This window comes from Burkholderia sp. AU33803 (assembly GCF_002223095.1).
Lineage (GTDB): Bacteria > Pseudomonadota > Gammaproteobacteria > Burkholderiales > Burkholderiaceae > Burkholderia.
In genome coordinates this window covers 1,745,718-1,772,017 of sequence record NZ_NKFJ01000004.1, presented here as the reverse complement: position 1 = coordinate 1,772,017, position 26,300 = coordinate 1,745,718, and the positions used below count along the sequence as shown (strand labels likewise).

19 protein-coding genes are annotated in these 26,300 nt (G+C 67.6%); 9 read left to right on the top strand and 10 right to left on the bottom strand.

The window, feature by feature from the left end:
• Nucleotides 1-10 precede the first annotated feature (10 nt).
• Nucleotides 11-1,948 carry an ATP-binding cassette domain-containing protein gene (locus CFB41_RS10710; RefSeq protein ID WP_089456432.1) on the bottom strand — a complete coding sequence of 646 codons (1,938 nt, stop codon included), beginning with the start codon at nucleotides 1,946-1,948 and terminating at the stop codon, nucleotides 11-13.
• A gap of 136 nt (nucleotides 1,949-2,084) precedes the next feature.
• Here CFB41_RS10710 and CFB41_RS10705 point away from each other — a divergent pair, with 136 nt between their 5' ends.
• Complete coding sequence (locus tag CFB41_RS10705; protein WP_089456431.1) at nucleotides 2,085-2,564, top strand: glutathione peroxidase; 480 nt, start codon at nucleotides 2,085-2,087, stop codon at nucleotides 2,562-2,564.
• Between the two features lie 63 nt (nucleotides 2,565-2,627).
• Here CFB41_RS10705 and cls read toward each other — a convergent pair whose 3' ends face one another.
• From cls to dapC, 6 genes are all read right to left on the bottom strand, one after another.
• Nucleotides 2,628-4,067, bottom strand: coding sequence for a cardiolipin synthase (gene cls, locus CFB41_RS10700; protein ID WP_089440448.1), 1,440 nt, complete (start codon nucleotides 4,065-4,067; stop codon nucleotides 2,628-2,630).
• A 108-nt stretch (nucleotides 4,068-4,175) separates the two neighbouring features.
• A complete protein-coding gene (prmB, locus tag CFB41_RS10695) occupies nucleotides 4,176-5,084 on the bottom strand; it encodes a 50S ribosomal protein L3 N(5)-glutamine methyltransferase (RefSeq protein ID WP_089440447.1) in 909 nt (302 codons plus the stop codon).
• Nucleotides 5,085-5,095: 11 nt separating this feature from the next.
• Entirely contained in the window at nucleotides 5,096-6,235 is a 1,140-nt protein-coding gene (gene dapE / locus CFB41_RS10690; protein ID WP_047850710.1) for a succinyl-diaminopimelate desuccinylase, read from the bottom strand.
• Between the two features lie 90 nt (nucleotides 6,236-6,325).
• On the bottom strand, nucleotides 6,326-6,694 hold the full coding sequence (locus CFB41_RS10685) for an ArsC family reductase (protein ID WP_069248286.1): 369 nt from the start codon (nucleotides 6,692-6,694) through the stop codon (nucleotides 6,326-6,328).
• Entirely contained in the window at nucleotides 6,694-7,521 is an 828-nt protein-coding gene (gene dapD / locus CFB41_RS10680) for a 2,3,4,5-tetrahydropyridine-2,6-dicarboxylate N-succinyltransferase (RefSeq protein WP_014896723.1), read from the bottom strand. Before dapD ends, CFB41_RS10685 begins: the two co-directional genes overlap by 1 nt.
• A 47-nt stretch (nucleotides 7,522-7,568) precedes the next feature.
• Nucleotides 7,569-8,801: a succinyldiaminopimelate transaminase gene (gene dapC / locus CFB41_RS10675; RefSeq protein ID WP_089456430.1), complete on the bottom strand. Its 1,233-nt coding sequence runs from the start codon at nucleotides 8,799-8,801 to the stop codon at nucleotides 7,569-7,571.
• Between the two features lie 159 nt (nucleotides 8,802-8,960).
• On the opposite strand from dapC, the gene CFB41_RS10670 reads away from it, so the two are divergent.
• The 5 genes from CFB41_RS10670 to def all read left to right on the top strand — a co-directional run bounded on the left by CFB41_RS10670 (nucleotide 8,961) and on the right by def (nucleotide 17,673).
• Nucleotides 8,961-9,902 (top strand): DMT family transporter, encoded by a 942-nt coding sequence (locus CFB41_RS10670; protein ID WP_089456429.1) that lies wholly within the window; start codon nucleotides 8,961-8,963, stop codon nucleotides 9,900-9,902.
• Nucleotides 9,903-10,041: 139 nt separating this feature from the next.
• Nucleotides 10,042-13,554, top strand: a complete 3,513-nt coding sequence (smc, locus tag CFB41_RS10665) for a chromosome segregation protein SMC (protein WP_089456622.1) — start codon at nucleotides 10,042-10,044, stop codon at nucleotides 13,552-13,554.
• Between the two features lie 85 nt (nucleotides 13,555-13,639).
• Nucleotides 13,640-14,923, top strand: a complete 1,284-nt coding sequence (locus CFB41_RS10660; protein ID WP_089456428.1) for a cell division protein ZipA C-terminal FtsZ-binding domain-containing protein — start codon at nucleotides 13,640-13,642, stop codon at nucleotides 14,921-14,923.
• Between the two features lie 144 nt (nucleotides 14,924-15,067).
• Nucleotides 15,068-17,143 (top strand): NAD-dependent DNA ligase LigA, encoded by a 2,076-nt coding sequence (gene ligA, locus CFB41_RS10655; RefSeq protein ID WP_089440443.1) that lies wholly within the window; start codon nucleotides 15,068-15,070, stop codon nucleotides 17,141-17,143.
• Nucleotides 17,140-17,673 carry a peptide deformylase gene (gene def, locus CFB41_RS10650; protein WP_039342702.1) on the top strand — a complete coding sequence of 178 codons (534 nt, stop codon included), beginning with the start codon at nucleotides 17,140-17,142 and terminating at the stop codon, nucleotides 17,671-17,673. Before ligA ends, def begins: the two co-directional genes overlap by 4 nt.
• A gap of 90 nt (nucleotides 17,674-17,763) precedes the next feature.
• Here the strand turns inward: def and CFB41_RS10645 are convergent, their stop codons facing one another.
• From CFB41_RS10645 to map, 3 genes are read right to left on the bottom strand one after another with little or no spacing between them, the layout of a single operon-like run.
• Nucleotides 17,764-19,770 carry a pseudouridine synthase gene (locus tag CFB41_RS10645; protein WP_089456427.1) on the bottom strand — a complete coding sequence of 669 codons (2,007 nt, stop codon included), beginning with the start codon at nucleotides 19,768-19,770 and terminating at the stop codon, nucleotides 17,764-17,766.
• A gap of 16 nt (nucleotides 19,771-19,786) precedes the next feature.
• Nucleotides 19,787-22,363 carry a [protein-PII] uridylyltransferase gene (locus tag CFB41_RS10640; protein WP_089456426.1) on the bottom strand — a complete coding sequence of 859 codons (2,577 nt, stop codon included), beginning with the start codon at nucleotides 22,361-22,363 and terminating at the stop codon, nucleotides 19,787-19,789.
• 45 nt (nucleotides 22,364-22,408) lie between these two features.
• On the bottom strand, nucleotides 22,409-23,224 hold the full coding sequence (gene map, locus CFB41_RS10635) for a type I methionyl aminopeptidase (RefSeq protein ID WP_012328760.1): 816 nt from the start codon (nucleotides 23,222-23,224) through the stop codon (nucleotides 22,409-22,411).
• 378 nt (nucleotides 23,225-23,602) lie between these two features.
• Between map and rpsB the strand changes: the two genes are divergently transcribed.
• The 3 genes from rpsB to pyrH all read left to right on the top strand — a co-directional run bounded on the left by rpsB (nucleotide 23,603) and on the right by pyrH (nucleotide 26,264).
• Nucleotides 23,603-24,343 carry a 30S ribosomal protein S2 gene (gene rpsB, locus CFB41_RS10625; protein ID WP_006752149.1) on the top strand — a complete coding sequence of 247 codons (741 nt, stop codon included), beginning with the start codon at nucleotides 23,603-23,605 and terminating at the stop codon, nucleotides 24,341-24,343.
• A gap of 162 nt (nucleotides 24,344-24,505) precedes the next feature.
• Entirely contained in the window at nucleotides 24,506-25,387 is an 882-nt protein-coding gene (gene tsf / locus CFB41_RS10620) for a translation elongation factor Ts (protein ID WP_089440440.1), read from the top strand.
• Nucleotides 25,388-25,550: 163 nt separating this feature from the next.
• Entirely contained in the window at nucleotides 25,551-26,264 is a 714-nt protein-coding gene (gene pyrH / locus CFB41_RS10615; protein WP_011352459.1) for a UMP kinase, read from the top strand.
• Nucleotides 26,265-26,300: the final 36 nt, after the last annotated feature.

Genomic DNA, 26,300 nt, shown 5'->3' with positions numbered 1-26,300 from the left:
GCGACGGCGGTCAGCCGATCTGCTCGAGTTCTTCCTGTGCGGCGAGCCAGTCGGCCTCCACCGTTTCCAGACGCGTGTTGACGTCCCCGAGCTTGCGAATCGCATCGGTCAGTTCCGCCTTGCGCTCGGCTTCGTAGCTCGCCGGATCGGCGACGAATGCGTCGAGGCGCGCCTTCTCCGCCTGCAGTGTCTCCATTTCCTTTTCGAGCTTCGTGATGCGCGTCTGCAGCGGCTTCTTCAGCACTGACAGGCGCTGCCGCTCCTCGGCGGCCTGACGCTTCTGGTCCTTGCGGTTGGCCGCGGCACCTGCACCTGCACCCGAAGAGGCCGCGCTGTCGGCCTTCGCGGCCGCGCGCTGCTCGGCCGCGTGCTGCAGCAGCCAGTCGCGGTAGTCGTCGAGGTCGCCATCGAACGGCTGCAGCCGGTGCTTCGCCACCAGCATGAACTGGTCGGTCGTCGCGCGCAGCAGGTGGCGGTCGTGCGAGACGAGGATCAGCGTGCCTTCGAACTGCGCGAGCGCCATCGTCAGCGCATGGCGCGTTTCGAGGTCGAGGTGGTTGGTCGGTTCGTCGAGCAGCAGCAGGTTCGGCTTCTGCCAGATGATCAGCGCGAGCGCGAGGCGTGCCTTTTCGCCGCCCGAGAACGGCCCGACCGGGGTGGTCGCCATGTCGCCCGAGAAGTTGAAGCCGCCGAGGAAGTCGCGCAGCTCCTGCTCGCGCGTGTCGGGCGCGAGCCGCGCCAGATGCGCGAGCGGCGAATCGTCCTCGCGCAGCGTTTCGAGCTGGTGCTGCGCGAAATAACCGATCGTTAGCCCCTTGCCGTCGCGGACATGCCCCGACAGCGGCGCGAGCGTGCCGGCCAGCGTCTTGATCAGCGTCGACTTGCCCTGGCCGTTCGCGCCGAGCAGGCCGATGCGCTGGCCGTTCTGGATCGACAGCGCGACGCGCTCGACGATCGGGATTTCCGCTCCGCCGTCGGCGTGGTAGCCGCAGCGGACGTCTTCCATCACCATCATCGGGTTCGGCGCGGCATCGGGCGTGCGGAATTCGAACGTGAACGGCGACGCGATGTGCGCGGGCGCGATCAGCTCCATCTTCTCGAGCGCCTTCATCCGGCTCTGCGCCTGCTTGGCCTTGGTCGCCTTGGCCTTGAAGCGGTCGACGAAGCTCTGCAGGTGCTCGATCGTCTTCTGCTGCTTTTCGTACGCGCTTTGCTGCAGCGCCAGTTGCTGCGCGCGCAGCACTTCGAACTGCGAGTAGTTGCCGCCGTAGCGCTTCACCTGGCGGTTTTCCAGATGCAGCGTGACATTGCAGATCGAATCGAGGAATTCGCGGTCGTGCGAAATCACGACGAGCGTGCCGGCGTAGCGGTGCAGCCAGTCTTCGAGCCAGACGATCGCGTCGAGGTCGAGGTGGTTCGTCGGTTCGTCGAGCAGCAGCAGGTCGGAACGGCACATCAGCGCCTGCGCGAGGTTCAGGCGCATGCGCCAGCCGCCGGAGAAGCTGGCGACGGATTCGCGCGTCTGCGCGAGCGTGAAGCCGAGGCCGAGCAGCAGCGCCTCGGCGCGGGCGGGCGCGGTATAGCCGTCGGCGTCGGCAAACGCCGCGTGCGCGTCGGCTTCGGCGGCGCCGTCATGCGCGGCGGACGCGGCGGCGATGCGCGCCTCGATCTCGCGCAGCGCGGCGTCGCCGTCGAGCGTGTAGTCGAGCGCCGAGCGATCGACCGCGGGCGTTTCCTGCGACACATGGGCGATCCGCCACGACGGCGGCATCGAGAAATCGCCGCCGTCCGAGTGCAGCTCGCCGCGCAGGACCGCGAACAGGGTCGACTTGCCGGCGCCGTTCGCGCCGATCAGGCCGGCTTTCTCGCCGGGATTGAGCACGAAGGAGGTCGACTCGAACAGCGGCTTGGTGCCGCGCGCAAGGCTGAACTGATTGAAACGGATCACGGCGGAAATGACTGGCCAAAACCGCTATTCTAGACCGCGCGCCGGTCGCGCCGGGCATTGGCCGTTCGGCGGATGCCGCAACGGGGCAATTTCGCCTAGACTCCACGTCGATCCGGTTTCGTAAAAGGAGTGCCCGATGTCCACCCTGTATTCGTTCAGCGCAGAGACGCTTGCCGGCGCGCCGGTCTCGCTCGACGCGTATCGCGGCCAGGTGCTGCTGATCGTCAACACCGCGAGCGAGTGCGGTTTCACGCCGCAGTACGCGGGCCTGCAGAAGCTGTACGACCAGTACGCGGCGCGCGGCTTCTATGTGCTCGGCTTCCCGTGCAACCAGTTCGGCAAGCAGGAGCCCGGCGACGCCACGCAGATCGGTGCGTTCTGCGAGCGCAATTACGGCGTCACGTTCCCGATGTTCGCGAAGATCGACGTGAAGGGCGACCATGCGCATCCGCTGTACCGCTACCTGACCGACGAGGCGCCCGGCATTCTCGGTCTCAAGGCGATCAAGTGGAATTTCACGAAGTTCCTGGTCGATCGCGAAGGGCGCATCGTCAAGCGCTACGCGCCGTCGACCAAGCCGGACGAAATCGCCGCGGATATCGACAAGCTGCTGTGACGGCTGCCGGCGGCGTTCGCGGCGCCGGCGCGGATCGCACGGGCGCCGCCGCCGCCCCGGCCGCTAGAGGATCGGGGCGAACAGCCGCGCGACGTGCATCGCGATGCGCCGCCAGGCGGGCGATTGGCGGTATTCGCTCGCATCGACCTCGTACGCCTGCGCGAAATCGGCATCGAGCATCGTCTCGACTTCGTCGGCGAATGTGCGATCGACGGTCAGCACCATGATCTCGAAATTGAGGCGGAACGAGCGGTTGTCGAGGTTCGCGCTGCCGATCGCTGCCGCGATGCGGTCGATCAGCACGACCTTCTGGTGCAGGAAGCCGGGCCGGTAGCGGAACACCTTGACGCCCGCATCGACCAGGTCGCGCGCGTACAGCTTCGACGCCTCGAACACCACGTAATGATCGCGCCGGCTCGGGATCAGGATGCGCACGTCGACGCCGCGCATCACGGCGAGCTTCAGCGCGGCGATCACGGCTTCGTCGGGGACGAGGTACGGCGTGGTGATCCAGACCCGCTCGCGCGCGGCATTGATCGCCTCGACGAAGAACAGCGAGCCCGTCTCCTGCTTGTCGGCCGGCCCCATCGGTACCGCGAGGCAATGCATGTTGTCGCCGGGCTGCGCGGGCGGGGGCAACGCGAGCGGCGGCAGCTTCTGCGTTGCCCAGTGCCAGTCTTCGGCGAACACGTACTGGATGCTCGCGACCACCGGGCCGCGAATCTCGATGTGCGTGTCGCGCCAGGGTGACAGGCGCGGCTTCGCGCCGAGATACTCGACGCCGACGTTGTGGCCGCCGACGAACGCGCAATTGCCGTCGACGACGACGATCTTGCGGTGGTTGCGGAAGTTGAGCTGGAAGCGGTTGACGAACTTCCGGTTGGTTGCGAACGGGTGAACCTCGACGCCGCCCCGGCGCAACGTGTCGACGTAGCTGTGCGGCAGGTCGAAGCTGCCGATGCTGTCGTACAGCAGGCAGCAGCGCACGCCGGCCGCCGCGCGCGCGAGCAGCGAGTCGCGCAGCATCCGGCCGAGCGCATCGTCGCGCACGATGAAGAACTGCACCACCACGTAGTCGCGCGCCGCGTCGATGGCTGCCAGGATCGCCGAGAACGTCGCGTCGCCGTTCACGAGCGTGCGCACCGAATTGCCGCCGAGGAACGGCATGCCGCCGAGCCGCGTGAGCGCGAGCACCGCGGCCTGGCCGATTGCGTCGGCGGCCGGCCCGTCGGTCGCGTCGGTGCTGAGCCAGGGCGAGCGCGGTGTGTGCATGCGCAACATTTCCAGCTCGTGGCGCCGGGCGTCCACGTAGCCGGAGAATTTGCTGCGGCCGAGGAACAGGTACGGAATGAGCGTCAGGTAGGGCATGGCCGCGAGCGAGACGGCCCACGCGATCGCGCCTTGCGACGTGCGCGTATTCATGATCGCGTGGAACGCCGCGACGATCCCGAGCACGTGGATGGTCAGGATCAGGGTGCCGAGATGTAGCCAGTCGAGGGTCATGGGCGCGTGTCGGACTCCTGAGGTCGCGCGGCCGGGCGGCCGCCTACGCGCATCTTACCCAACCGTGCGGCGCAACGGTGCACCGCACGGTGGGCGAGCCGGGAAGGCTCAGGCCTTGCGGGGCAGGTCCGACGCCTGGATCAGGAACACGGCGTCGTCGCCGGCGCTGGTGGGCAGCCACGTGAGCTCGAGGCCGCCGAACGCGGCTTCGACGTGCTCGCGCTCGTTGCCGATCTCGACGACGAGCACGCCGTCGTCGTGCAGCCAGCGATGGGCCTCGGCGACGATACGTCGCACGATGTCCATCCCGTCATCGCCACCGGCGAGCGCCATCTCCGGCTCGTGCCGGTACTCGGGCGGCAGCGCTGCCATCGACGACGCGTTCACGTACGGCGGGTTCGTCAGGATCACGTCGTAGCGCGCGCCCGGGTCGGTGCGGAACGCGGGCAGCGGTGCGTAGAGGTCGCCGTGGTGCAGCGTGACGCGGTCTTCGAGGCCGTAGTCACGCACGTTGATCTCGGCGACTTCGAGCGCCTTGTCGGACAGGTCGACCGCGTCGATCTCGGCGTTCGGGAACGCGCTCGCCGCGAGGATCGCGAGGCAGCCGGAGCCCGTGCACAGCTCGAGCACCGCGCCGACCTGTTCGGGATCGGCGACGTACGGCTGCAGCCCGTCGTCGAGCAGTTCGCCGATGAACGAGCGCGGCACGATCACGCGTTCGTCGACGTAGAAGCGGTGGCCGTGCATCCACGCTTCATGCGTGAGGTACGCGGCCGGCACGCGGTCGGTCGCGCGCCGTTCGATCACCGCGAGCACGGCCGCGATTTCGTCGGGCAGCAGTCGCGCGTCGAGGAACGGCTCGAGCGTGTCGAGCGGCAGGTCGAGCGTGCGCAGCACGAGGTAGGCCGCTTCGTCGTACGCATTGTCGGAGCCGTGGCCGAATGCGAGCTTCGCTTTCGAGAAGCGCGTGACCGCGTAGCGCAGCAGGTCGCGAACAGTGGCAAAAGGTGTCGTCATGCGAGGCTCCATCAGGCGATCAGTTGTTCGAGCACGCGGCGGTACACGTTCTTCAGCGGGTCGACGAAGCGCACTTCGATGTGCTCGTCGATCTTGTGGATGCTGCCGTTCGGCGGGCCGAACTCGATCACCTGCGGGCAGATGCGCGCGATGAAACGGCCGTCCGACGTGCCGCCCGTGGTGGACAGCTCGGTCGTGATGCCGGTCTCGGTGCGGATCGCGTTTTCCAGCGCGCCCGACAGCTCGCCGCGCGGGGTGAGGAACGGCAGGCCGCTCACCGACCACTTCAGCGTGTATTCGAGGCCATGCTTGTCGAGGATCGCGTGCACGCGTGCCTGCAGGCCTTCGACCGTGCTGGCGGTCGAGAAGCGGAAGTTGAACAGCAGGTCGGCGTGGCCGGGAATCACGTTGGTCGCGCCGGTGCCGGCATGCAGGTTCGACACCTGCCAGGTGGTCGGCGGGAAGTATTCGTTGCCTTCGTCCCACTGCTCGGCGGCGAGCTCGGCGAGCGCCGGCGCGAGCAGGTGGATCGGGTTCTTCGCGAGGTGCGGATACGCGATGTGGCCCTGCACGCCCTTGACGACGAGTTCGCCCGACATCGAGCCGCGGCGGCCGTTCTTCACGACGTCGCCGAGCTCGGTGGTCGACGTCGGCTCGCCGACGATGCAGTAGTCCATGCGTTCGCCGCGCGCTTCGAGCAGCTCGACGACCTTCACGGTGCCGTCGGTAGCGGGGCCTTCCTCGTCGCTCGTGATCAGGAACGCGATCGCGCCGCGGTGGCCGGGATGCGCTGCGACGAATTCCTCGGACGCGACGACGAACGCCGCGAGCGACGTCTTCATGTCGGCCGCGCCGCGGCCGTACAGCTTGCCGTCACGATGGGCGGGGATGAACGGCGGCGAGCTCCATTGCTCGAGCGGGCCGGTCGGCACGACGTCGGTGTGGCCCGCGAACGCGAGCAGCTTGCCGTCGCGGCCGTCGGTGCCGCGCTTGACGGCCCACAGGTTGGTCACGCCGTGCGACGCGATGGTTTCGCATTCGAAGCCGAGCGCGGCGAGGCGCTCGGTCATGATCTGCTGGCAATGCTGGTCGTCGGGCGTCACGGATGCGCGGGCGATCAGCTGTTCGGTAAGGGCTAGGGTGGCGGACATGGTTCGGACCACTTTCGATAAAAAATGCCGGCGCGGTGGCCGGCAGCGACAAGACGTCGGGCTGCGCCGACAGGCGCAGCGCGGGCAGCCCTATGCGGCAAACAGCGCCGCGTATTGATCGGCCACGAAGCCGAGCGATTTCACGCGGCCGTTGACCACCAGCACGGGGCGCTTGATGACCGACGGCTTGTGGATCATCAGCGCGACCGCGCCGGCCTTCGTTTCGGCGGCCGCCTTCATCGCGTCGTCCAGGCCGCGCCACGTCGTGCCGCGCTTGTTGACGAGCGCGTCGAGCGACACGTCCTTCAGCCAGTCCTCGACGAGCGGTGCGCTGACACCGAGCTTCTTGAAGTCGTGGAACTCGAATTCGACGCCGTGATCGTCGAGCCACACGCGGGCCTTCTTCACGGTGTCGCAGTTCGGAATGCCGTAGACGACCACGGTGTGCGGCTTTGCCATCAGTCGCCTCGCAGCAGCTCGTTCAGGCCGACCTTCGCGCGGGTCTTCGCATCGACCTTCTTGACGATCACCGCGCAGTACAGGCTGTGCGAGCCGTCCTTCGACGGCAGGTTGCCGGCGACGACGACCGAGCCGGCCGGGATGCGGCCGTAGCTGACCTCGCCCGTCTCGCGGTCGTAGATCTTCGTGCTTTGGCCGAGGTACACGCCCATCGAGATCACCGAGTTTTCCTCGACGATCACGCCTTCGACGACTTCCGAGCGCGCGCCGATGAAGCAGTTGTCCTCGATGATGACCGGGTTCGCCTGCAGCGGCTCGAGCACGCCGCCGATGCCGACGCCGCCCGACAGGTGCACGTTCTTGCCGATCTGCGCGCACGAACCGACCGTGGCCCACGTGTCGACCATCGTGCCTTCGTCGACGTACGCGCCGATGTTGGTGTACGACGGCATCAGCACGACGTTCTTCGCGATGAACGAGCCGCGGCGCGCGATCGCCGGCGGGACGACGCGGAAGCCGCCCGCGGCGAAATCTTCAGCGGTGTAGTTTGCGAACTTCGACGGCACCTTGTCGTAGAACTGCGAGTAGCCGCCGGCGGGCATCGGCGCGTTGTCCTCCAGGCGGAACGACAGCAGCACGGCCTTCTTCAGCCACTGATGCACGGTCCAGTTGCCGTCGATCTTCTCGGCCACGCGCAGCGCGCCTTTGTCGAGCTGCTCGATCGCGTGCGCGACGGCTTCGCGGACGTCGGCCGGTGCGGCCTTCGGCGACAGCTCGGCGCGGTTGTCCCAGGCGGTATCGATGATTTGCTGAAGTTGTTGCGACATGTTCGTTTTCGCAGGAGATGGATGGAATTGATCGGATGGACGATTGATTACCGCGCGAGAGAGCGGCAGAAATCGACGATGCGTTGCGCGCCCTCGACGCATTCGGGGGTGCCCGCGACGAGCGCGATCCGGATGAAATCGCGGCCCGGATTCGTGCCGTGCGCATCGCGCGCCAGGTACGAGCCGGGCAGAACCGTCACATTATAGTCGGCGTACAGGCGGCGGGCGAACTCGGTGTCCGACAGCCCGGTGCGCGACACGTTGGCCCACAGGTAGAACGCCGCGTCGGGCAGCTTCACGTCGATCGCGTCGGCCAGCATCGGCGTGACTGTATTGAACTTCTGCAGGTACAGCGCGCGGTTCTCGCGCACGTGCGCCTCGTCGTTCCACGCGGCGATGCTCGCGTGCTGCCAGACCGGCGACAGCGCCGCGCCGTGGTACGTGCGGTACAGCAGGAATTTCTTCAGCAGCGCTGCGTCGCCGGCGACGAAGCCCGAGCGCATGCCCGGCACGTTCGAGCGCTTCGACAGGCTCGACAGCATCACGAGCCGCTCGAAGCCGCGGCCGAGGCGGTGCGCGGCCTCGAGGCCGCCGAGCGGCGGCGCCGCTTCGTCGAAATAGATTTCCGAATAGCACTCGTCGGACGCGATCACGAAGCCGTGGCGGTCGGACAGTGCGAACAGCTCGCGCCAGTCGTCGAGCGTCAGCACCGCGCCCGTCGGGTTGCCCGGCGAGCAGACGTACAGCAGCTGCGTGCGCGCCCAGACTGCGTCGGGCACGGACGCGTAGTCGCACGCGAAGTTGCGGGCCGGGTCGCTGTTCGCGAAATAGGGTTCGGCACCGGCCAGCAGCGCCGCGCCTTCGTAAATTTGATAGAACGGATTCGGACAGAGTACGATCGCTTTCTCGCCCTGTTCGGACGGGCGGGCGTCGATCACCGTCTGCGCGAGCGAGAACAGCGCCTCGCGCGAGCCCGACACGGGCAGCACCTGCGTGGCCGGATCGATGGCCGGCAGCCCGTAGCGGCGCTCGAGCCAGTGTGCGATCGACGTGCGCAGCGCGTCCGAGCCGGCGGTGGCCGGGTACGACGCGAGACCGTCGAGCGCGGCCACCACGGCGTCGCGGATCAGCGCCGGGGTCGCGTGTTTGGGCTCGCCGATGCCGAAGCTGATCGGTTTGAGGGCGCCGGAGGGCGTCACGTCCTTGAACAGGGCGCGCAGCTTTTCGAAGGGATAGGGCTGGAGCGAGTCGAGTCGAGGGTTCACGGGCGAAGCGGCCATCGCGGCCGGTTGGAGCGAAAGAAGCGGCGGGCGCGCCGCACGGCTGCGAACGGGCGCCGATGGCGCGCGGGTCGCAACGGACGATTATAGCGTGACGGAATGCGGTCACGGCCTGCCGGAACGGCGGCCGGGCCGGTCGAATAAAGGGTATTGAACCAAATGAATAACGCGGTACGCGGCAGCCTGCCGACGCTGGCCATCCTGATCGGCGCGTCGGTGTGGGGCCTGATCTGGTATCCGCTGCGGATCCTGGCGTCGCTCGGCGTGACGGGCACGCTGGCGAGCGCGCTGACGAGCCTCGTCGCCTTCCTGTTCGTGATCGTCGCGCGGCATCGCACGATCGCGACGCTGCGCTGGCACTGGGTGCTGCCCGGCATCGCGGTGACGGCCGGCGTGACGAACCTCGGGTTCGTGTGGGGGACGATCCACGGCGAAGTGCTGCGCGTGATGCTGCTGTTCTACCTGACCCCCGCATGGACCGCCATCTACGCGCACTTCCTGCTGCGCGAGCGGCTGACCTGGGCCGGCGCGGGGCTCGCGGCGCTGTCGATCGGCGGCGCGATGCTGATGCTGTGGTCGCCGACGCTCGGCCTGCCGCTGCCGGCCACCCCGGCCGAATGGGCCGGGCTCGCGGCCGGGTTGAGCTTCGCGATGAGCAACGTGCTCGTGATCAAGGCGAGCCGCGAGTTGCCGGAGATGCGTGCCGAGATGCGCACCGCGACGCTGTTCGGCGGCGCGGCCGTGTTCGGTGCGATCGCATCGCTGTTCGAGGGGATCCCGGCTGCGCCGGCGGGCGGCCACCTCGGCACGGCCGCGCTGATCATCGTCGCGATCGGCGTGACGATGGCGTCGAACAACCTGCTCGTGCAGTACGGGCTGGCGCGCGTGCCGGCCAACCGTGCGTCGATCATCATGCTGTTCGAGATCGTGATCACCGCGCTGTCGGCCTGGGTGTTCGCGAGCGAGCTGCCGACCGCCCGCGAGTGGGCGGGCGGCGCGTGCATCGTGCTGGCGACGCTGCTGTCGAGCCGGGTCCATCGTGCCGCGCCGGCACCGGACAAACCCGGCGACGGTCGGGACGGCGCACGCGCGATGGTATGATGGAAGCCGTTTGCGGGGCCCAACGCTGTATGCGCGCGGCCCCGCTTTTGAATTCCGGGGCGCATCGCGCGCATGGGCCGTCGGGCTCCGCGCAGTGCGGCTCCGTCCGTTTCACACCTTCTTCACATCCGATACCGCCGTGCGTCTGAGCTCGATCAAACTCGCTGGCTTCAAATCCTTTGTCGATCCCACGCATTTCCAGGTTCCGGGCCAGCTTGTCGGCGTGGTGGGCCCGAACGGGTGCGGCAAGTCCAACATCATCGATGCCGTGCGCTGGGTGCTCGGCGAGTCGCGCGCTTCCGAGCTGCGCGGCGAATCGATGCAGGACGTGATCTTCAACGGCTCGACCGCCCGCAAGCCCGGCAGCCGGGCCAGCGTCGAACTGATCTTCGACAACTCCGACGGCCGCGCGGCCGGCCAGTGGGGCCAGTACGGCGAGATTGCCGTGAAGCGCGTGCTGACGCGCGACGGCACGTCGAGTTACTACATCAACAACCTGCCGGCGCGCCGCCGCGACATCCAGGACATCTTCCTCGGCACCGGCCTCGGGCCGCGCGCGTACGCGATCATCGGGCAGGGCATGATCGCGCGCATCATCGAGGCGAAGCCGGAAGAGCTGCGCGTGTTCCTCGAGGAAGCCGCGGGCGTGTCGAAGTACAAGGAACGCCGCCGCGAGACCGAGAACCGCCTGCACGACACGCGCGAGAACCTGACCCGCGTCGAGGACATCGTCCGCGAACTCGGCGCGAACCTCGAGAAGCTCGAGGCGCAGGCCGTCGTCGCGACCAAATACAAGGAACTCGTCGCCGACGGCGAGGAGAAGCAGCGCCTGTTGTGGCTGCTGCGCAAGAACGAGGCCGCCGGCGAGCAGCAGAAGCAGCAGCGCGCGATCGAACAGGCGCAGATCGACCTCGAGGCGCAAACGGCGAAGCTGCGCGAGGTCGAGGCGCAGCTCGAGACGCTGCGCGTCGCGCATTACTCGGCAAGCGACGCGATGCAGGGCGCGCAGGGCTCGCTCTACGAAGCGAACGCCGAGGTGAGCCGCCTCGAAGCCGAGATCAAGTTCATCGTCGAATCGCGCAATCGCGTGCAGGCGCAGATCGCCGCGCTGAATGCGCAGCGCGAGCAATGGCGCGCGCAGGCCGAGAAGGCGCAGGACGAGCTCGAGGAAGCCGAGGAAGCGCGCGCGATGGCCGACGAGAAGGCCGCGCTCGCCGAAGACAACGCCGCCGCGAAGCACGATGCGCTGCCGGCGCTCGAAGCGAAATTCCGCGATGCGCAGGCGCAGCTCAACGACGAGCGCGCGCGGATCGCGCAGACCGAACAGTCGCTGAAGCTCGAAGCCGCGCACCAGCGCAACGCCGACCAGCAGCTCCAGCAGCTGCAGCAGCGCCATGAGCGCCTGAAGAGCGAAGCGGGCGGGCTCGATGCGCCGGACGAGGCGCAGCTCGAGGAGCTGCGCATGCAGCTGGCCGAGCAGGAAGAGATCCTGGCCGAAGCGCAGGCGCGCCTCGCCGACGCGCAGGAAACCGTGCCGCGCCTCGATGGCGAACGCCGTGCCGCGCAGGAGCGCGTGCAGGCCGAAGCCGCGCAGATTCACCAGCTCGAGGCGCGTCTCGCCGCGCTGAAGCAGCTGCAGGAAAACGTGCAGACCGAAGGCAAGGTGCAGCCGTGGCTCGACAAGCACGAGCTCGGCGCGCTGCCGCGTCTGTGGAAGAAGCTGCACGTCGAAGCCGGCTGGGAAGCCGCGCTCGAGGCCGTGCTGCGCGAGCGCCTGGCCGCGCTCGAAGTGTCGAATCTCGACTGGGTGAAGGCTTTTGCCACCGACGCACCGCCCGCGAAGCTCGCGTTCTATGCGCCGCCCGCGGCCGGTGAACCGCCGGCGGCCGTGGCCGGCCTGCGTCCGGTGCTGTCGCTCGTGCGCATCGACGATGCGGGCATCCGCGCGGTGCTGAACGACTGGCTCGGCAACGTGTATGTTGCCGACGACGTCGCGCAGGCGCTCGCGACGCGCACGAAGCTGCCGGCAGGCGGCGCGTTCGTCGTCAAGGCCGGCCATATCGTCACGCGCGTCGGCGTGCAGCTGTATGCGGCCGATTCGGAGCAGGCCGGGATGCTGGCCCGCCAGCAGGAAATCGAAAACCTGACGCGCCAGGTGCGTGCGCAGGCGCTGCTCGCCGACGAGGCGCGCACGGCCGCTGTCCGCGCGGAAGCCGCGCACACGCAGGCCACGCAGGCGCTCGGCGACGTGCGTGCACAGGCCGAGCGTGCGACGCAGCGCGTGCATGCGCTGCAGATGGACGTGCTGAAGCTCGCCCAGGCGCACGAACGTTACACGCAGCGCAGCACGCAGATTCGCGAGGAACTCGAGGAAATCGGCGCGCAGATCGAAGAGCAGCGTGCGATGCGCGCGGAATCGGAAGCGAATTTCGAGCGTTTCGACGGCGAACTGGCGGAACTGCAGGCGCGCTTCGAGGACAATCAGCTCGCATTCGAAGCGCTCGACGAATCGCTGACGCAGGCGCGTCAGGAAGCGCGTGACCTGGAGCGCGGCGCGAACGACGCGCGCTTCGCCGCACGCAATGCCGTGACGCGGATCGACGAGCTCAAACGCAGCATCCAGGTCGCGCACGAGCAGAGCGAGCGCGTCGCCGCGTCGCTCGAGGACGCACGCGCCGAGCTCGAGACGATCAACGAGCAGACCGCGCACACGGGGCTGCAGGACGCGCTCGAGATTCGCGCGGTGAAGGAAGAGGCGTTGCAGGCCGCGCGGATCGAACTCGACGACCTGACCGCGAAGCTGCGTGCGTCGGACGAGCAGCGCCTCGTCGCCGAGCGCTCGTTGCAGCCGCTGCGCGACCGCATCACCGAATTGCAGTTGAAGGAGCAAGCCGCGCGCCTGTCGGTCGAGCAGTTCGCCGAACAGCTCGTGACGGCCGAGGTCGACGAGGTGGCGCTGTCCGCGAAGCTCACGCCGGATCTGAAGCCGTCGTACCTGCAGGGCGAGGTCACGCGCCTGAACAACGCGATCAACGCGCTCGGTCCGGTGAACATGGCCGCGCTCGACGAGCTGAAGGCCGCGAGCGAGCGCAAGGTGTTCCTCGACGCGCAGTCGGCCGACCTGATCGACGCGATCACGACGCTCGAGGACGCGATCCACAAGATCGACCAGGAAACCCGCACGCTGCTGCAGGGCACCTTCGACGAGGTCAACCGTCACTTCAGCGACCTGTTCCCGCGCCTGTTCGGCGGCGGCCAGGCGAAGCTGATCATGACGGGCGACGAAATCCTCGATGCCGGCGTGCAGGTGATGGCGCAGCCGCCGGGCAAGAAGAACGCGACGATCCACCTGCTGTCGGGCGGCGAGAAGGCGCTGACCGCGACCGCACTGGTGTTCGCGATGTTCCAGCTGAACCCGGCGCCGTTCTGTCTGCTCGACGAGGTCGACGCGCCGCTCGACGACGCGAACACCGAGCGTTTCGCGAATCTCGTGCGCGCGATGTCCGACAAGACGCAGTTCCTGTTCATCTCGCACAACAAGATCGCGATGGAAATGGCGCAGCAGCTGATCGGCGTGACGATGCAGGAGCAGGGCGTGTCGCGGATCGTTGCGGTGGACATGGAAACCGCCGCGGGTTTTGCCCAGAATTGACGTTTGACGAAACCGGACCGCGTTCGCGCGGCGCATGGGCGCCCGTTCGCGGTTCCGACGAACAAGAATTGCTGATGGAGCGTGCATGGACGAGTTGACACTCGGTTTGATCGGCGCGGGCGCCGTCGTGGTGGGCGGCGTCGTGGTCTACAACGCATGGCAGGGCGCGAAGGTGCGGCGCAGGATGCCGCGCCCGATGCCGGAGGAAGCGGCCGAGGCGATGAACCGCCCCGAGCGCGACGAAGAATTGCCGTTCATCGAGCCGGTGCGCCAGCCGGTGCGGCGCGAGCCCGCGGCACCGGCCCCGGCGGCCGCCACGGGCGGCGCGCAGGCCGAAGTCGCGCGCGTCGAACCGACGTTCGGTGGCGCGGCGCCGGCCGACACGCCGGCCGATCTGCAGGCCGAAGCGACCGGCGTCGATGCACCGGCCGAGTCGGTCGAGCCGGTTGCCGGCGAAGCAGCCGCACCGGCTGCCGCGCACGACACGCACGCTGAACCGGCAGAGCCGGCCGAACCCGTGCTGCCGGCCGCCACGACGATCTCGTCGGCTCCGCCGGCGATCGTCGACCGCCGGATCGACTGCATCGTGCCGATCCGCCTCGGCGGGTCGCTGCCGGGCGACAAGATCCTGCCGGCCGCGCAGCGGCTGCGCCGCGCGGGCAGCAAGCCCGTGCACATCGAAGGCAAGCCGGAAGGCGGCCAGTGGGAGTTGCTGCAGAACGGCGTGCGCTACGAGGAGCTGCGCGCAGCCGCGCAGCTCGCGAACCGCAGCGGTGCGCTGAACGAGCTCGAGTTCTCCGAGTTCGTGACGGGCGTCCAGCAGTTCGCCGACGCGATCGACGGCGCGCCGGAATTCCCGGACATGATGGAAACGGTCGCGATGGCGCGCGAGCTCGACGCGTTTGCCGCGCAGTGCGACGCGCAGCTGTCGATCAACGTGATGTCGGACGGCGCGCCGTGGTCGGCGAACTACGTGCAGGCGGTCGCGTCGCAGGACGGGCTGCTGCTGTCGCGCGACGGCACGCGTTTCGTGAAGCTCGACGCGAAGCAGAACCCCGTGTTCATGCTGCAGTTCGGCGACACGAACTTCCTGCGCGACGACCTCACGTACAAGGGCGGCAACATGATCACGCTCGTGCTCGACGTGCCGGTCGCCGAAGAGGACATCCTGCCGTTCCGGCTGATGTGCGATTACGCAAAATCGCTGTCCGAGCGGATCGGCGCGCGGGTCGTCGACGATTCGCGGCGGCCGCTGCCGGAATCGACGCTGGTCGCGATCGATCAGCAGCTGATGAAGCTGTACGCGAAGCTCGAGGAAGCCGGCATCCCGGCCGGTTCGCCGGTCACGCGCCGCCTCTTCAGCCAGTAACGCGCGCACGGCGGGCGACGGCTTACGGCGCCGGCGCCCGTCGCGGCAAGGCGCCGTGCTCGTGTGCACTGCAGCGTGCCCCCGCTCCGGCGTCAAACTGAGATAATCGGAATTCCGATTTTTCAGAACGACTCTGCCGCCAGCATGGCCCGAACCCAAGCCGAACCGCCAGCCAGCCAGCCCGACGCGCGCGCCGCGTGGCTGCGCGACCAACTCGAGCGCGCGAACTACGCCTACTACGTGCTCGACCAGCCGGATCTGCCCGACGCGGAATACGACCGGCTGTTCCGCGAACTGCAGCAGCTCGAAGCCGACCATCCGGAACTCGTGACGCCCGATTCGCCGACGCAGCGTGTCGGCGGCGAGGCGGCCGGCGGCTTCACGCCGGTCGTCCATGACGCGCCGATGCTGTCGCTGAACAACGGCTTCGCCGACGAGGACATCGTCGCATTCGACAAGCGTGTCGCCGACGCGCTCGACAAGACGACCGATCTTGCCGGCTCGGTGACGGAGCCCGTCGAATACGCATGCGAACTGAAGTTCGACGGTCTCGCGATCTCGCTGCGCTACGAGCAGGGCGTATTCGTCCAGGCGTCGACGCGCGGCGACGGGACCACGGGCGAGGACGTGACCGAGAACGTGCGCACGATCCGCTCGATTCCGCTGAAGCTGAAGGGCAAGAACGTGCCGGCCGTGCTCGACGTGCGCGGCGAGGTGCTGATGTTCAAGCGCGATTTCGCACGCCTGAACGAACGCCAGCGGGCGGCCGAGCAGCGCGAATTCGCGAACCCGCGCAACGCGGCGGCCGGCAGCCTGCGCCAGCTCGACTCGAAGATCACCGCGCAGCGTCCGCTGTCGTTCTTCGCATACGGGATCGGCGTGCTCGACGGGATGCCGATGCCCGATACGCACAGCGCGCTGCTCGACTGGTACGAGTCGCTCGGCCTGCCCGTGAACCGCGAGCGCGCGGTCGTGCACGGGGCCGAAGGCTTGCTCGGCTTCTTCCGCCGGGTCGGCGAGAAGCGCGAGTCGCTGCCGTACGACATCGACGGCGTCGTCTACAAGGTCAACCGGCGCGACGAGCAGGAGCGCCTCGGTTTCGTGTCGCGCGCGCCGCGCTTCGCGCTCGCGCACAAGTTCCCCGCACAGGAAGCGCTGACCAGGCTCGTCGCGATCGACGTGCAGGTCGGCCGCACCGGCGCGATCACGCCGGTCGCGCGCCTCGAGCCCGTGTTCGTCGGCGGCGCGACCGTGACGAACGCGACGCTGCACAACGAGGACGAGGTGCGCCGCAAGGACATCCGGATCGGCGATACCGTGATCGTGCGCCGCGCGGGCGACGTGATCCCCGAGGTGGTCGGCGCGCTGCTCGACCGGCGCCCGGCCGATGCCGCCGAATTCGTGATGCCGACCGAATGCCCGGTGTGCGGCTCGAAGATCGAGCGCCTGCCGGACGAGGCGATCGCGCGCTGCACGGGCGGCCTGTTCTGCCCGGCGCAGCGCAAGCAGGCGCTGTGGCACTTCGCGCAGCGCCGCGCGCTCGACATCGACGGGCTCGGCGAGAAGATCATCGACCAGCTCGTCGAGCTGAATCTCGTGCGCACGCCGGCCGACCTGTTCAATCTCGGCTTTGCGACGCTCGCCGAGCTCGACCGGTTCGCCGAGAAATCGGCGCAGAACCTGCTCGACTCGCTCGAGAAGGCGAAGCATACGACGCTCGCGCGCTTCATCTACGGGCTCGGTATCCGTCACGTCGGCGAATCGACCGCGAAGGATCTCGCGAAGCATTTCGGCTCGCTGACGCCGATCATGGACGCATCGATCGAAGAGCTGCTCGAGGTCAACGACGTCGGGCCGATCGTCGCCGAGTCACTCCATCAGTTCTTCGCGGAAGAGCACAACCGGACCGTGATCGAGCAGTTGCGCGCGCCGGGCAAGGTGACGTGGCCGGAAGGGCCGCCCGCGCCGAAGGCGCCGCAGGGCGTGCTGGCCGGCAAGACGGTCGTGCTGACGGGCACGCTGCCGACGCTTACGCGCGATGCCGCGAAGGAAATGCTCGAAGCGGCGGGCGCGAAAGTGGCCGGTTCGGTATCGAAGAAGACGGATTACGTGGTCGCGGGCGCCGAAGCCGGCAGCAAGCTCGCGAAGGCCGAGGAACTCGGCATCCCCGTGCTGGACGAAGACGGCCTGCACCAACTCCTGGAGGGTAATACGCCATGATTCGCGAGATCCTGAAGATGGGCGATCCGCGCCTGCTCGAAGTCGCCAAGCCGGTCGAGCGGTTCGATACACCCGAACTGCACGAGATCGTCGCGGACATGTTCGAGACGATGCACCACGCGAACGGCGCCGGCCTGGCCGCGCCGCAGATCGGCATCGGGCTGCAGATCATCATCTTCGGCTTCGGCAACAACAACCGCTACCCGGACGCGCCGCCGGTGCCCGAGACCGTGCTGATCAACCCGAAGATCGAGTACCTGCCGCCGGACATGGAAGAGGGCTGGGAAGGCTGCCTGTCAGTGCCGGGCATGCGCGGCGTCGTCAGCCGCTACGCGAAGGTGCGCTACAGCGGCTTCGACCAGTACGGCGAGAAGATCGACCGCGTGGCCGACGGTTTTCACGCACGCGTCGTCCAGCACGAATACGATCACCTGATCGGCAAGCTGTATCCGATGCGGATCACCGACTTCACGCGCTTCGGCTTCACGGAAGTGCTGTTCCCGGGGCTCGATCCGGCTTCCGACGATTGATCGGCCGGCTTTGCCGGCGTCTCGCAGACAAGAAAAAAGCCCGCTTGCGCGGGCTTTCTCATTGCATGGTGCACGTGTAGCCGCCCGCGATCAGAACGTCTCGTCGGCCGACAGATAGCGCCATTGACCCTGCGGCAGTGCGCCAAGCATCACGCGGCCCATCCGGACGCGCTTCAGGCCGATCACGTCGAGGCCCACCAGCTCGCACATGCGACGGATCTGGCGCTTCTTGCCTTCGCGCAGCACGAAGCGCAACTGCTCGCCGTTCTGCCAGCTCACCATCGCGGGCTTCAGCGCGACGCCGTCGAGCTCGAGGCCGTGGCGCAGCTTCGCGAGCGACTCCGCGGGGAAGTGCTGGTCGATGTCGATGAGCCGCTCGCCGAAGCGCACGCGTACCAGGTACTCCTTGTCGATATCCGACTGCTCGCCGATCAGCTGCTTCGCGATCACGCCGTTCTGCGTCAGCACGAGCAGGCCGGTCGAATCAATGTCCAGGCGGCCGGCCGGTGCGAGGGCATGCAAGTGCTGCGGCGAGAAGCGCACCGGCGAATGGTCGCCGCTCCAGCGGTTCGCGCGCGTGATCAGCACGGCAGCGGGCTCGTAGCCGTCTTCCGCCTGGCCCGACACGTAGCCGACCGGCTTGTGCAGCAGGATCGTCACTTGCGCGGCCTGCGCGGCGCTCGCGCGTTCGTCGATCTCGATCTTCTGGTCGGCGCGGACCTTGGTGCCGAGCGTGTCGATGCGTTCGCCGTCGACGAGCACCCAACCCTTTTCGATCCATTCGTCGGCTTCGCGGCGCGAGCACATGCCGAGCTCGGACATCCGTTTCGACAGGCGCATCAGGCCCGATTCGTCACCGTAGTCGACGTCGGCGGCGGCGCGCTTGACCGGTTGTGCGGTCTTGACGGCGCCGAACGAGCGGCGCTCGCCGTCGCGTGCGGGGCGGGCCGGGCGGTCGCCGAAGCTGCGCTTCGCACCTTCGCCGGCAGGCTTGTCGCGATACGACGGGCGCTTGCCGTCGTCGGCGCCGGCGCGGCGCGGGCGGGCATCGTCATCACGGCGCGGCGGGCGATCGGACGATGGGCGACGGTCGCCGAAGCTGCGCTTTGCGCCTTCGCCGGCTGCCTTGTCGCGATAAGGCGCGCGTGCGTTCCCTTCACTGGAACCGGCTCGACGCGGCCGCGAGTCGTCATCGCGGCGGGGCGGGCGATCGGACGACGTGCGGCGGTCGCCGAAGCTGCGCTTCGCGCCTTCGCCAGATGCGTTGTCGCGATACGGTGCGCGCGCGTTGCCTTCACTGGAACCTGCCCGACGCGGACGTGTATCGTCATCGCGGCGCGGCGGACGATCGGACGACGTGCGGCGGTCGCCGAAGCTGCGCTTTGCGCCTTCGCCGGCTGCGTTGTCGCGATAGGGCGCGCGTGCGTTGCCTTCACTGAAACCTGCGCGACGCGGACGTGCATCGTCATCGCGGCGGGGCGGGCGATCCGACGACGGGCGACGGTCACCGAAGCTGCGCTTCGCGCCTTCACTGCCTGCGTTGTCACGATAAGGCGCGCGCGCGCCGCCTTCGGCACCTGCACGACGCGGCCGTGCGTCGTCATCGCGGCGCGGGGGACGATCCGACGACGTACGACGGTCACCGAAGCCGCGTTTTGCACCTTCACCGCCTGCGCTGTCGCGATACGGCGCGCGTGCGTCGCCTTCGCCACCTGCACGACGCGGCCGCGCGTCGTCATCGCGGCGCGGCGGACGATCGGACGACGTGCGGCGGTCGCCGAAGCTGCGCTTCGCGCCTTCCCCGGCCGCGTTGTCGCGATAAGGGGCGCGCGTGCCGCGTTCCGCACCGCCGTCACGCGGCGCACGCTTGGCCGGTGCGCGATCGGCGCCCGGGCGCTCGGCGCCCGCGGCAGCGCGCGGCTTGAACGTACGTTCGCCGGCGCCGGCCGGGGACGCCTTCTTCGGGCCGGCCGGCTTGTCGCCGGCGGGAGGCGTGGCGGGACGCACCGCCTTGCGGGCGACGAGGCTGCCGGAGCGGACAGGGGCGCGGGTCGGCGACGCCGGCTTCGGATTCTTGACGGTTAATTTGGTGCGCATAAACGCTGGGATTCATTCAGACTGCGATCGCACGCAGCAATTCGGTTTCGAGCTGGATCTGCAGGCGGTTGTCGGACAGGCCGGCACCCGCGAGCAGGAAGATGTCCTCGACGCGTTCGCCGAGCGTATTGATCCGCGCCGCGTGGACGCCGATCCGATGCTCGGCGAGTACGCGCGCGATCGAATAGAGAAGGCCCGGCCGGTCGTTGGCCGACACGGACAGGATGTAGTACTGGCCGCGCTCGTCGGCCCGCAGGTCGACGCGCGGCGTGATCGGAAACGTCCGGGACAGCCTCGACAGGCGGCCCTTGGACGGCTCCGGCAGCGGCGCGGTTTCGGTGAGCCGCGACGCGAGTTGCTGCTCGACGAGATTCGCGATGTCGCGATACCGCACGTCACGTTCGGTCTGCGTGACGATGAAGTTGTCGAGCGCATAGCCGTGCCGCGTCGTGCTGACGCGTGCGTCGAGCACCGACAGCCCGTTGCGGTCGAAATACGCGCAGATGCCGGCGAACAGGTCGGGGCGATCCTTGACGTACACGAGCACCTGCAGCGCGTCGCCGATCGGCGACGGCCGAGCGCGCACGATCGCGGTTTCGGCATTCACGTGCCGGTACAGCACGCGTGTCTGCCACGCGATGTCGGCCGCGTCGTGACGCAGGAAGAAGCCGACATCGAGCTGATCCCACAGCGCGCGATGCGCGTCGTCCGGCACGGTCTCGAGGCGCAGCAGCGCGAGCGCCTGCTCCTGCCGCGACTTCAGCTCCGAATGCGCGTCGGGGTTGGCTCCGCCGAGCACCGCGAGCGTGATGCGGTACAGATCCTCGAGCAGCTTGCCCTTCCACGTGTTCCACACCTTCGGGCTCGTGCCGCGGATATCGGCGACGGTCAGCAGGTACAGCGCGGTGAGGTGCCGCTCGTTGCCGACGACTTCCGCGAAGCGCTTGATGACTTCCGGGTCGCTCGTGTCCTGCTTCTGCGCGACCTGGCTCATCGTCAGGTGATGCTGGACGAGCCACACGATCAGCGCCGCGTCGTCGCCGGCGATGCCATGCTCGCGGCAGAAGCGGCGCGCATCGGCCATCCCGAGCGTCGAGTGATCGCCGCCGCGGCCCTTCGCGATGTCGTGGAACAGCGCCGCGACATACAGCACCCACGGGCGCTCGAAGTTGCCGATCAGCTGGCTGCAGAACGGATATTCGTGCGCGTGCTCGGCCACCGCGAAGCGGCGGATGTTGCGCAACACCATCAGGATGTGCTGGTCGACCGTGTACACGTGGTACAGGTCGTGCTGCATCTGGCCGACGATGCGGCGGAAGTTCAGCAGGTAGCGGCCGAGCACGCTCGTCTGGTTCATCAACCGGAACGCGTGCGTGATCCCTTCGGGTTGCTGAAGGATCCGCATGAACGTGTCGCGGTTCTGCGGATCGCGGCGCCACGTGTTGTTCATGATCTCGCGCGAGTTGTACAGCGCGCGCAACGTGCGGGCCGATAAGCCCTTCACGCCGCGGGTCGTCTCGTACAACAGGAACGCTTCGAGGATCGCGTCGGGGTGGCGTTCGAACACGCCGTCGTCGACGATCTCGAGCATGCCCTGCTTCTCGACGAAGCGGTCGGGCGACAGCACGCGCGTGATGCCGCTCGTCGCGGGGAAGAGCTGCGCCTCGATGTTCTGGATCAGGATCGTCGCGAGCTGCGTGACGGCTTTCGCGGCCCAGTAGTAGCGGCGCATCAGCTGTTCGCTCGCGCGCTTGGCCTGCGTCGCCCGATAGCCGAAGCTTTCGGCGGCCTGCGTCTGCAGGTCGAACACGAGCATGTCCTGGCGGCGGCCGGCGATCACGTGCAGCCGCGCGCGCAGCGTTTTCAGGAAACCTTCGTTGCGACGCAGCTCGCGCGCCTCGCGATCGGTGATGAGGCCACGCGTGTCGAGCTCGCGCCAGCTGCTGCCGAAACCGGCCGCGCGCGCGATCCACAGGATCGTCTGCAGGTCGCGCAACCCGCCGGGGCTTTCCTTCACGTTCGGCTCGAGGCTGTAAGGCGTGTCCTGGAACTTCGCGTGGCGCTGGCGCATCTCGAGCACCTTCGCGGTGAAGAACGCGCGGGCGTCGAGCGCCTCGTGGTAGCGCACCGTGAAGCGTTCGAACAGCGCAGTGCTGCCGACGATGCGGCGCGCTTCCAGCAGCGACGTCTGCACCGTGACGTCCTGCGACGCCTCCTCGATGCACTGCGCGACCGTGCGCACGCTGCTGCCGATCTCGAGGCCGAGATCCCACGCCATGCCGATGAAGCGCTCGATGCGCGCGTCGAGGGCCGGATCGTGCGCATCGGGCAGCAGCACGAGGATGTCGACGTCGGAATAGGGCGCGAGCTCGCCGCGCCCGTAGCCGCCGACGGCGACGAGCGCGAGCGTCGCGGGCAGCCCGCAGTCGTCCCACACGCGCTTCAGCGCTTCGTCGGTGAGTTTCGACAGCGCGTGCATCAGCGACGCGACGTTCGCCGCGCGGCGAAAGCGCTCGAGCATGTCCGCTTTGGCGGCCTTGAATTCGGCGCGCCGCGACAGCGCTTCGGGCGAGGGGGCTGCGTGAGCGCTCATGGGCGGCCGTTCAGGTGCGGGTGGGGCGGGCTGGCGCGACGGCGCTCAGACGGCGGCGGCCGGTTGCGCGAACACCGGGCGCGCCGGCGTGCCGGCCGACACGGTCAGCACCTCGTAACCGGTTTCGGTGACGAGCACCGTGTGCTCCCACTGTGCCGACAGGCTGCGGTCGCGCGTCTTGACCGTCCACTGGTCGGGCATCGTGCGAATGTCGCGCTTGCCGGCGTTGATCATCGGCTCGATCGTGAAGATCATCCCGGCCTTCAGTTCGATGCCGGTGCCCGGACGGCCATAGTGGACGACCTGCGGATCTTCGTGGAACACCGTGCCGATGCCGTGGCCGCAGTATTCGCGCACGACGCTGTAGCCCTGCGCTTCCGCGTGCTTCTGGATCGCGTAGCCGATGTCGCCGAGGTGCGCGCCCGGCTTGACCTGGTCGATGCCGAGCCACATGCATTCGTAGGTGGTCTGCACGAGGCGCTTCGCGAGGATCGAACCCTCGCCGACGATGAACATGCGGCTCGTGTCGCCGAAGTAGCCATTCTTGATCACGGTGATGTCGATGTTCAGCGCATCGCCGTTCTTGATCACCTTCTCGCCGGGAATACCGTGGCAGATCACGTCGTTGACCGAAATGCAGGTGGCCTTCGGGTACGGCGGGTAGCCGGGCGGCTGGTAGTTCAGCGGCGCCGGGATCGTGCCCTGTTCATTGAGCATGAACTCGTGGCAGAGGCGGTCGAGTTCGGCGGTCGTGACGCCCGCGACGACGTGCGGCGTGATGAAGTCGAGCACTTCGCTCGCGAGACGGCAGGCGACGCGCATCTCGGCGATATCGTGTTCGTTTTTGAGCGTAATAGCCATCGAGGTATGCCTGGAATGCGGTGAATTGACGGATTATCGCACCTTCTGGCAGGCGTCGCAGCCCCTGCCGGCGGTGCGGATGCGGGTTTTCGCGGATTGTCCGGCCGGCTGCCGCGCGGCAAGCGAAAGTGGTGAGCGACTTGAGAGCGGACAAATCGGCGTGCTATACTCTTTGGCTAAGTCGATATCCAATTGCCGCGCTTGCCCCAAGTTGGGGCGGCATGACGGATGGAAGGCTTGCGGCACGGGCGTTTGCACGTGTCGAATCGCAAGCCGGCGCAACCAGGGTGCCGGCCGCGCGGCATTCGCGCCCTTCGGGGTGGGATCGCGCGGCGGTACGGCGGCCGGCTTAAGACCCAACCCTCGTGGAGAATTTACATGGCAGTTACGATGCGCCAAATGCTGGAAGCGGGTGTCCACTTCGGTCACCAGACGCGCTTCTGGAACCCGAAGATGGCTCCGTTCATTTTCGGTCACCGCAACAAGATTCACATCATCAACCTCGAAAAGACGCTGCCGATGTTCACGGACGCACAGAAGTACGTGCGCCAGCTGGCAGCGAACCGCGGCACGATCCTGTTCGTCGGCACGAAGCGTCAATCGCGTGACACGATCGCCCAGGAAGCGCAGCGCGCAGGCATGCCGTTCGTCAACGCACGCTGGCTCGGCGGCATGATGACCAACTTCAAGACGCTGAAGGTATCGATCAAGCGCCTGAAGGACATGGAGGCGGCAGTCGAGGCAGGCGAGCTCGAAAAGATGAGCAAGAAGGAAGCGCTGCTGTTCGAACGCGAAATCGCCAAGCTGCAAAAGTCGATCGGCGGCGTGAAGGACATGGGCGGCATTCCGGACGCGATCTTCGTCGTCGACGTCGGCTACCACAAGATTGCTGTCACCGAAGCGAACAAGCTGGGCGTGCCGGTCATCGCCGTGGTCGATACGAACCACTCGCCGGAAGGTGTGGATTACGTGATCCCGGGTAACGACGACTCGAGCAAGGCAGTCGCGCTGTACGCCGAAGGCGTGGCCGATGCGATCCTCGAAGGCCGTGCGAACGCGGTCAACGAAGTGGTCCAGGCCGCACGCGGCGACGACGAGTACGTCGAGGAAAACGCGTAACTGGCCCCGAGCCGGCGCAAAAAGGGGGCTCTCAACAGGCCCCCTTTTTTTAAGCTTGTGCGTCGGACCTGATCGCGCCGAATGGGCGCGGGTCCGGAAACGAATCTCGGCCGTTCGCGTCCAAGCGGGCGGCGTTGTGAATACAGACTCAAGGAGCGAATGATGGCGGCAATTACCGCAAGCATGGTGGCAGAACTGCGCGCAAAGACCGACGCACCGATGATGGAGTGCAAGAAGGCGCTGACGGAAGCCGACGGCGACCTGGCCAAGGCTGAAGAGCTGCTGCGCGTCAAGCTCGGCAACAAGGCGAGCAAGGCGGCATCGCGCGTGACGGCAGAAGGCGTCGTCGCATCGTTCGTCGGCGGCAACGCAGGCTCGCTGGTCGAACTGAACTGCGAAACCGACTTCGTCGCGAAGAACGACGACTTCCTCGCATTCTCGAAGACGGTTGCAGAACTCGTCGCGACGCAAAACCCGGCCGACGTGGCTGCACTGTCGGCGCTGCCGCTCGACGGCTCGACGGTCGACGCAGTGCGTCTTGCGCTGGTCGGCAAGATCGGCGAGAACGTCTCGATCCGCCGTTTCGTCCGTTTCGAAACCGCGAACAAGATCGCCACGTACCTGCACGGCGCGCGTATCGGCGTGATCGTCGAGTACACGGGCGCGGACGAGCAGGTCGGCAAGGACGTCGCGATGCACATCGCGGCCATGAAGCCGGTCGCGCTGTCGTCGGCCGACGTGCCGGCGGAACTGATCGAGACGGAACGCCGCGTGGCCGAGCAGAAGGCTGCGGAATCGGGCAAGCCGGCTGAAATCGTCGCGAAGATGGTCGACGGCAGCGTCCAGAAGTACCTGAAGGAAGTGTCGCTGCTGAACCAGACGTTCGTGAAGAACGACAAGCAGTCGATCGAGCAGATGCTGAAGGCAGCCAATGCCGCAGTGCAGAAGTTCGCACTGTTCGTCGTCGGCGAAGGCATCGAGAAGCGCCAGGACGACTTCGCCGCCGAAGTGGCCGCGCAAGTCGCAGCAGCAAAGCAGCAGTAAGCCGTAAGCAGTCAGGCAGTATCCGCGGCGGGCGTCCGCTCCGCCGCGGTCGGCGCCGCCGCCGGCCGGCCGGGAAACCCGGTCCGACCGTCGGCGCTTGCCCGAATCAGTATTTCGCCCCTACAGTTCGTGGTTGTCATCCTCTCGTCGCTCGGAAGCCCCTATGTCCAATGCCTATAAACGCGTCCTCCTCAAACTCTCCGGCGAAGCGCTGATGGGCGACGATGCCTTCGGCATCAATCGCGCGACGATCGAACGGATGGTGGCCGATATCGCCGAAGTCGTGCGTCTCGGTACGCAGCTCGCGGTCGTGATCGGTGGCGGTAATATTTTCCGCGGTGTCGCGGGTGGCGCGGCCGGCATGGACCGCGCGACGGCAGACTACATGGGGATGCTCGCGACGATGATGAACGCGCTGGCGCTGCAGGACGCGATGCGCCACGCCGGCATCGAGGCGCGTGTGCAGTCCGCGCTGCGGATGGACCAGGTCGTCGAGCCGTACATCCGGCCCCGCGCGATCCGCCAGCTCGAGGAAGGCCGCGTCGTGATCTTCGCGGCCGGTACGGGCAACCCGTTCTTCACGACGGACACGGCCGCCGCGCTGCGCGGTTCGGAAGTGGGCGCCGAGGTCGTATTGAAGGCGACCAAGGTCGATGGCGTATATTCTGCCGATCCGAAGAAGGATCCGTCGGCCACGCGTTACACGACGATCACTTTCGACGAGGCGATCAGCCGCAACCTGCAGGTGATGGACGCGACCGCCTTTGCGCTGTGCCGCGACCAGAAGCTGCCGATTCGCGTGTTTTCGATCAACAAGCCGGGCGCGCTCAAGCGCATCGTGCTGGGCGAGGACGAAGGTACGCTCGTCCACGTGTAAACTCCCGCGGATGCGGGCCATCGGCCGCGGCGCATC

Excerpts from the sequence above, each read along its gene's own strand:
- tsf (WP_089440440.1), top strand. The coding sequence starts at position 24,506 with ATGGCGGCAATTACCGCAAGCATGGTGGCAGAACTGCGCGCAAAGACC.
- CFB41_RS10685 (WP_069248286.1), bottom strand. The coding sequence starts at position 6,694 with ATGGCAAAGCCGCACACCGTGGTCGTCTACGGCATTCCGAACTGCGAC.
- dapC (WP_089456430.1), bottom strand. The coding sequence starts at position 8,801 with ATGGCCGCTTCGCCCGTGAACCCTCGACTCGACTCGCTCCAGCCCTAT.
- def (WP_039342702.1), top strand. The coding sequence starts at position 17,140 with ATGATTCGCGAGATCCTGAAGATGGGCGATCCGCGCCTGCTCGAAGTC.
- CFB41_RS10660 (WP_089456428.1), top strand. The coding sequence starts at position 13,640 with ATGGACGAGTTGACACTCGGTTTGATCGGCGCGGGCGCCGTCGTGGTG.
- CFB41_RS10640 (WP_089456426.1), bottom strand. The coding sequence starts at position 22,363 with ATGAGCGCTCACGCAGCCCCCTCGCCCGAAGCGCTGTCGCGGCGCGCC.
- dapD (WP_014896723.1), bottom strand. The coding sequence starts at position 7,521 with ATGTCGCAACAACTTCAGCAAATCATCGATACCGCCTGGGACAACCGC.
- pyrH (WP_011352459.1), top strand. The coding sequence starts at position 25,551 with ATGTCCAATGCCTATAAACGCGTCCTCCTCAAACTCTCCGGCGAAGCG.
- dapE (WP_047850710.1), bottom strand. The coding sequence starts at position 6,235 with ATGTCCGCCACCCTAGCCCTTACCGAACAGCTGATCGCCCGCGCATCC.
- CFB41_RS10670 (WP_089456429.1), top strand. The coding sequence starts at position 8,961 with ATGAATAACGCGGTACGCGGCAGCCTGCCGACGCTGGCCATCCTGATC.
- map (WP_012328760.1), bottom strand. The coding sequence starts at position 23,224 with ATGGCTATTACGCTCAAAAACGAACACGATATCGCCGAGATGCGCGTC.
- CFB41_RS10645 (WP_089456427.1), bottom strand. The coding sequence starts at position 19,770 with ATGCGCACCAAATTAACCGTCAAGAATCCGAAGCCGGCGTCGCCGACC.
- ligA (WP_089440443.1), top strand. The coding sequence starts at position 15,068 with ATGGCCCGAACCCAAGCCGAACCGCCAGCCAGCCAGCCCGACGCGCGC.
- cls (WP_089440448.1), bottom strand. The coding sequence starts at position 4,067 with ATGACCCTCGACTGGCTACATCTCGGCACCCTGATCCTGACCATCCAC.
- CFB41_RS10705 (WP_089456431.1), top strand. The coding sequence starts at position 2,085 with ATGTCCACCCTGTATTCGTTCAGCGCAGAGACGCTTGCCGGCGCGCCG.
- prmB (WP_089440447.1), bottom strand. The coding sequence starts at position 5,084 with ATGACGACACCTTTTGCCACTGTTCGCGACCTGCTGCGCTACGCGGTC.
- rpsB (WP_006752149.1), top strand. The coding sequence starts at position 23,603 with ATGGCAGTTACGATGCGCCAAATGCTGGAAGCGGGTGTCCACTTCGGT.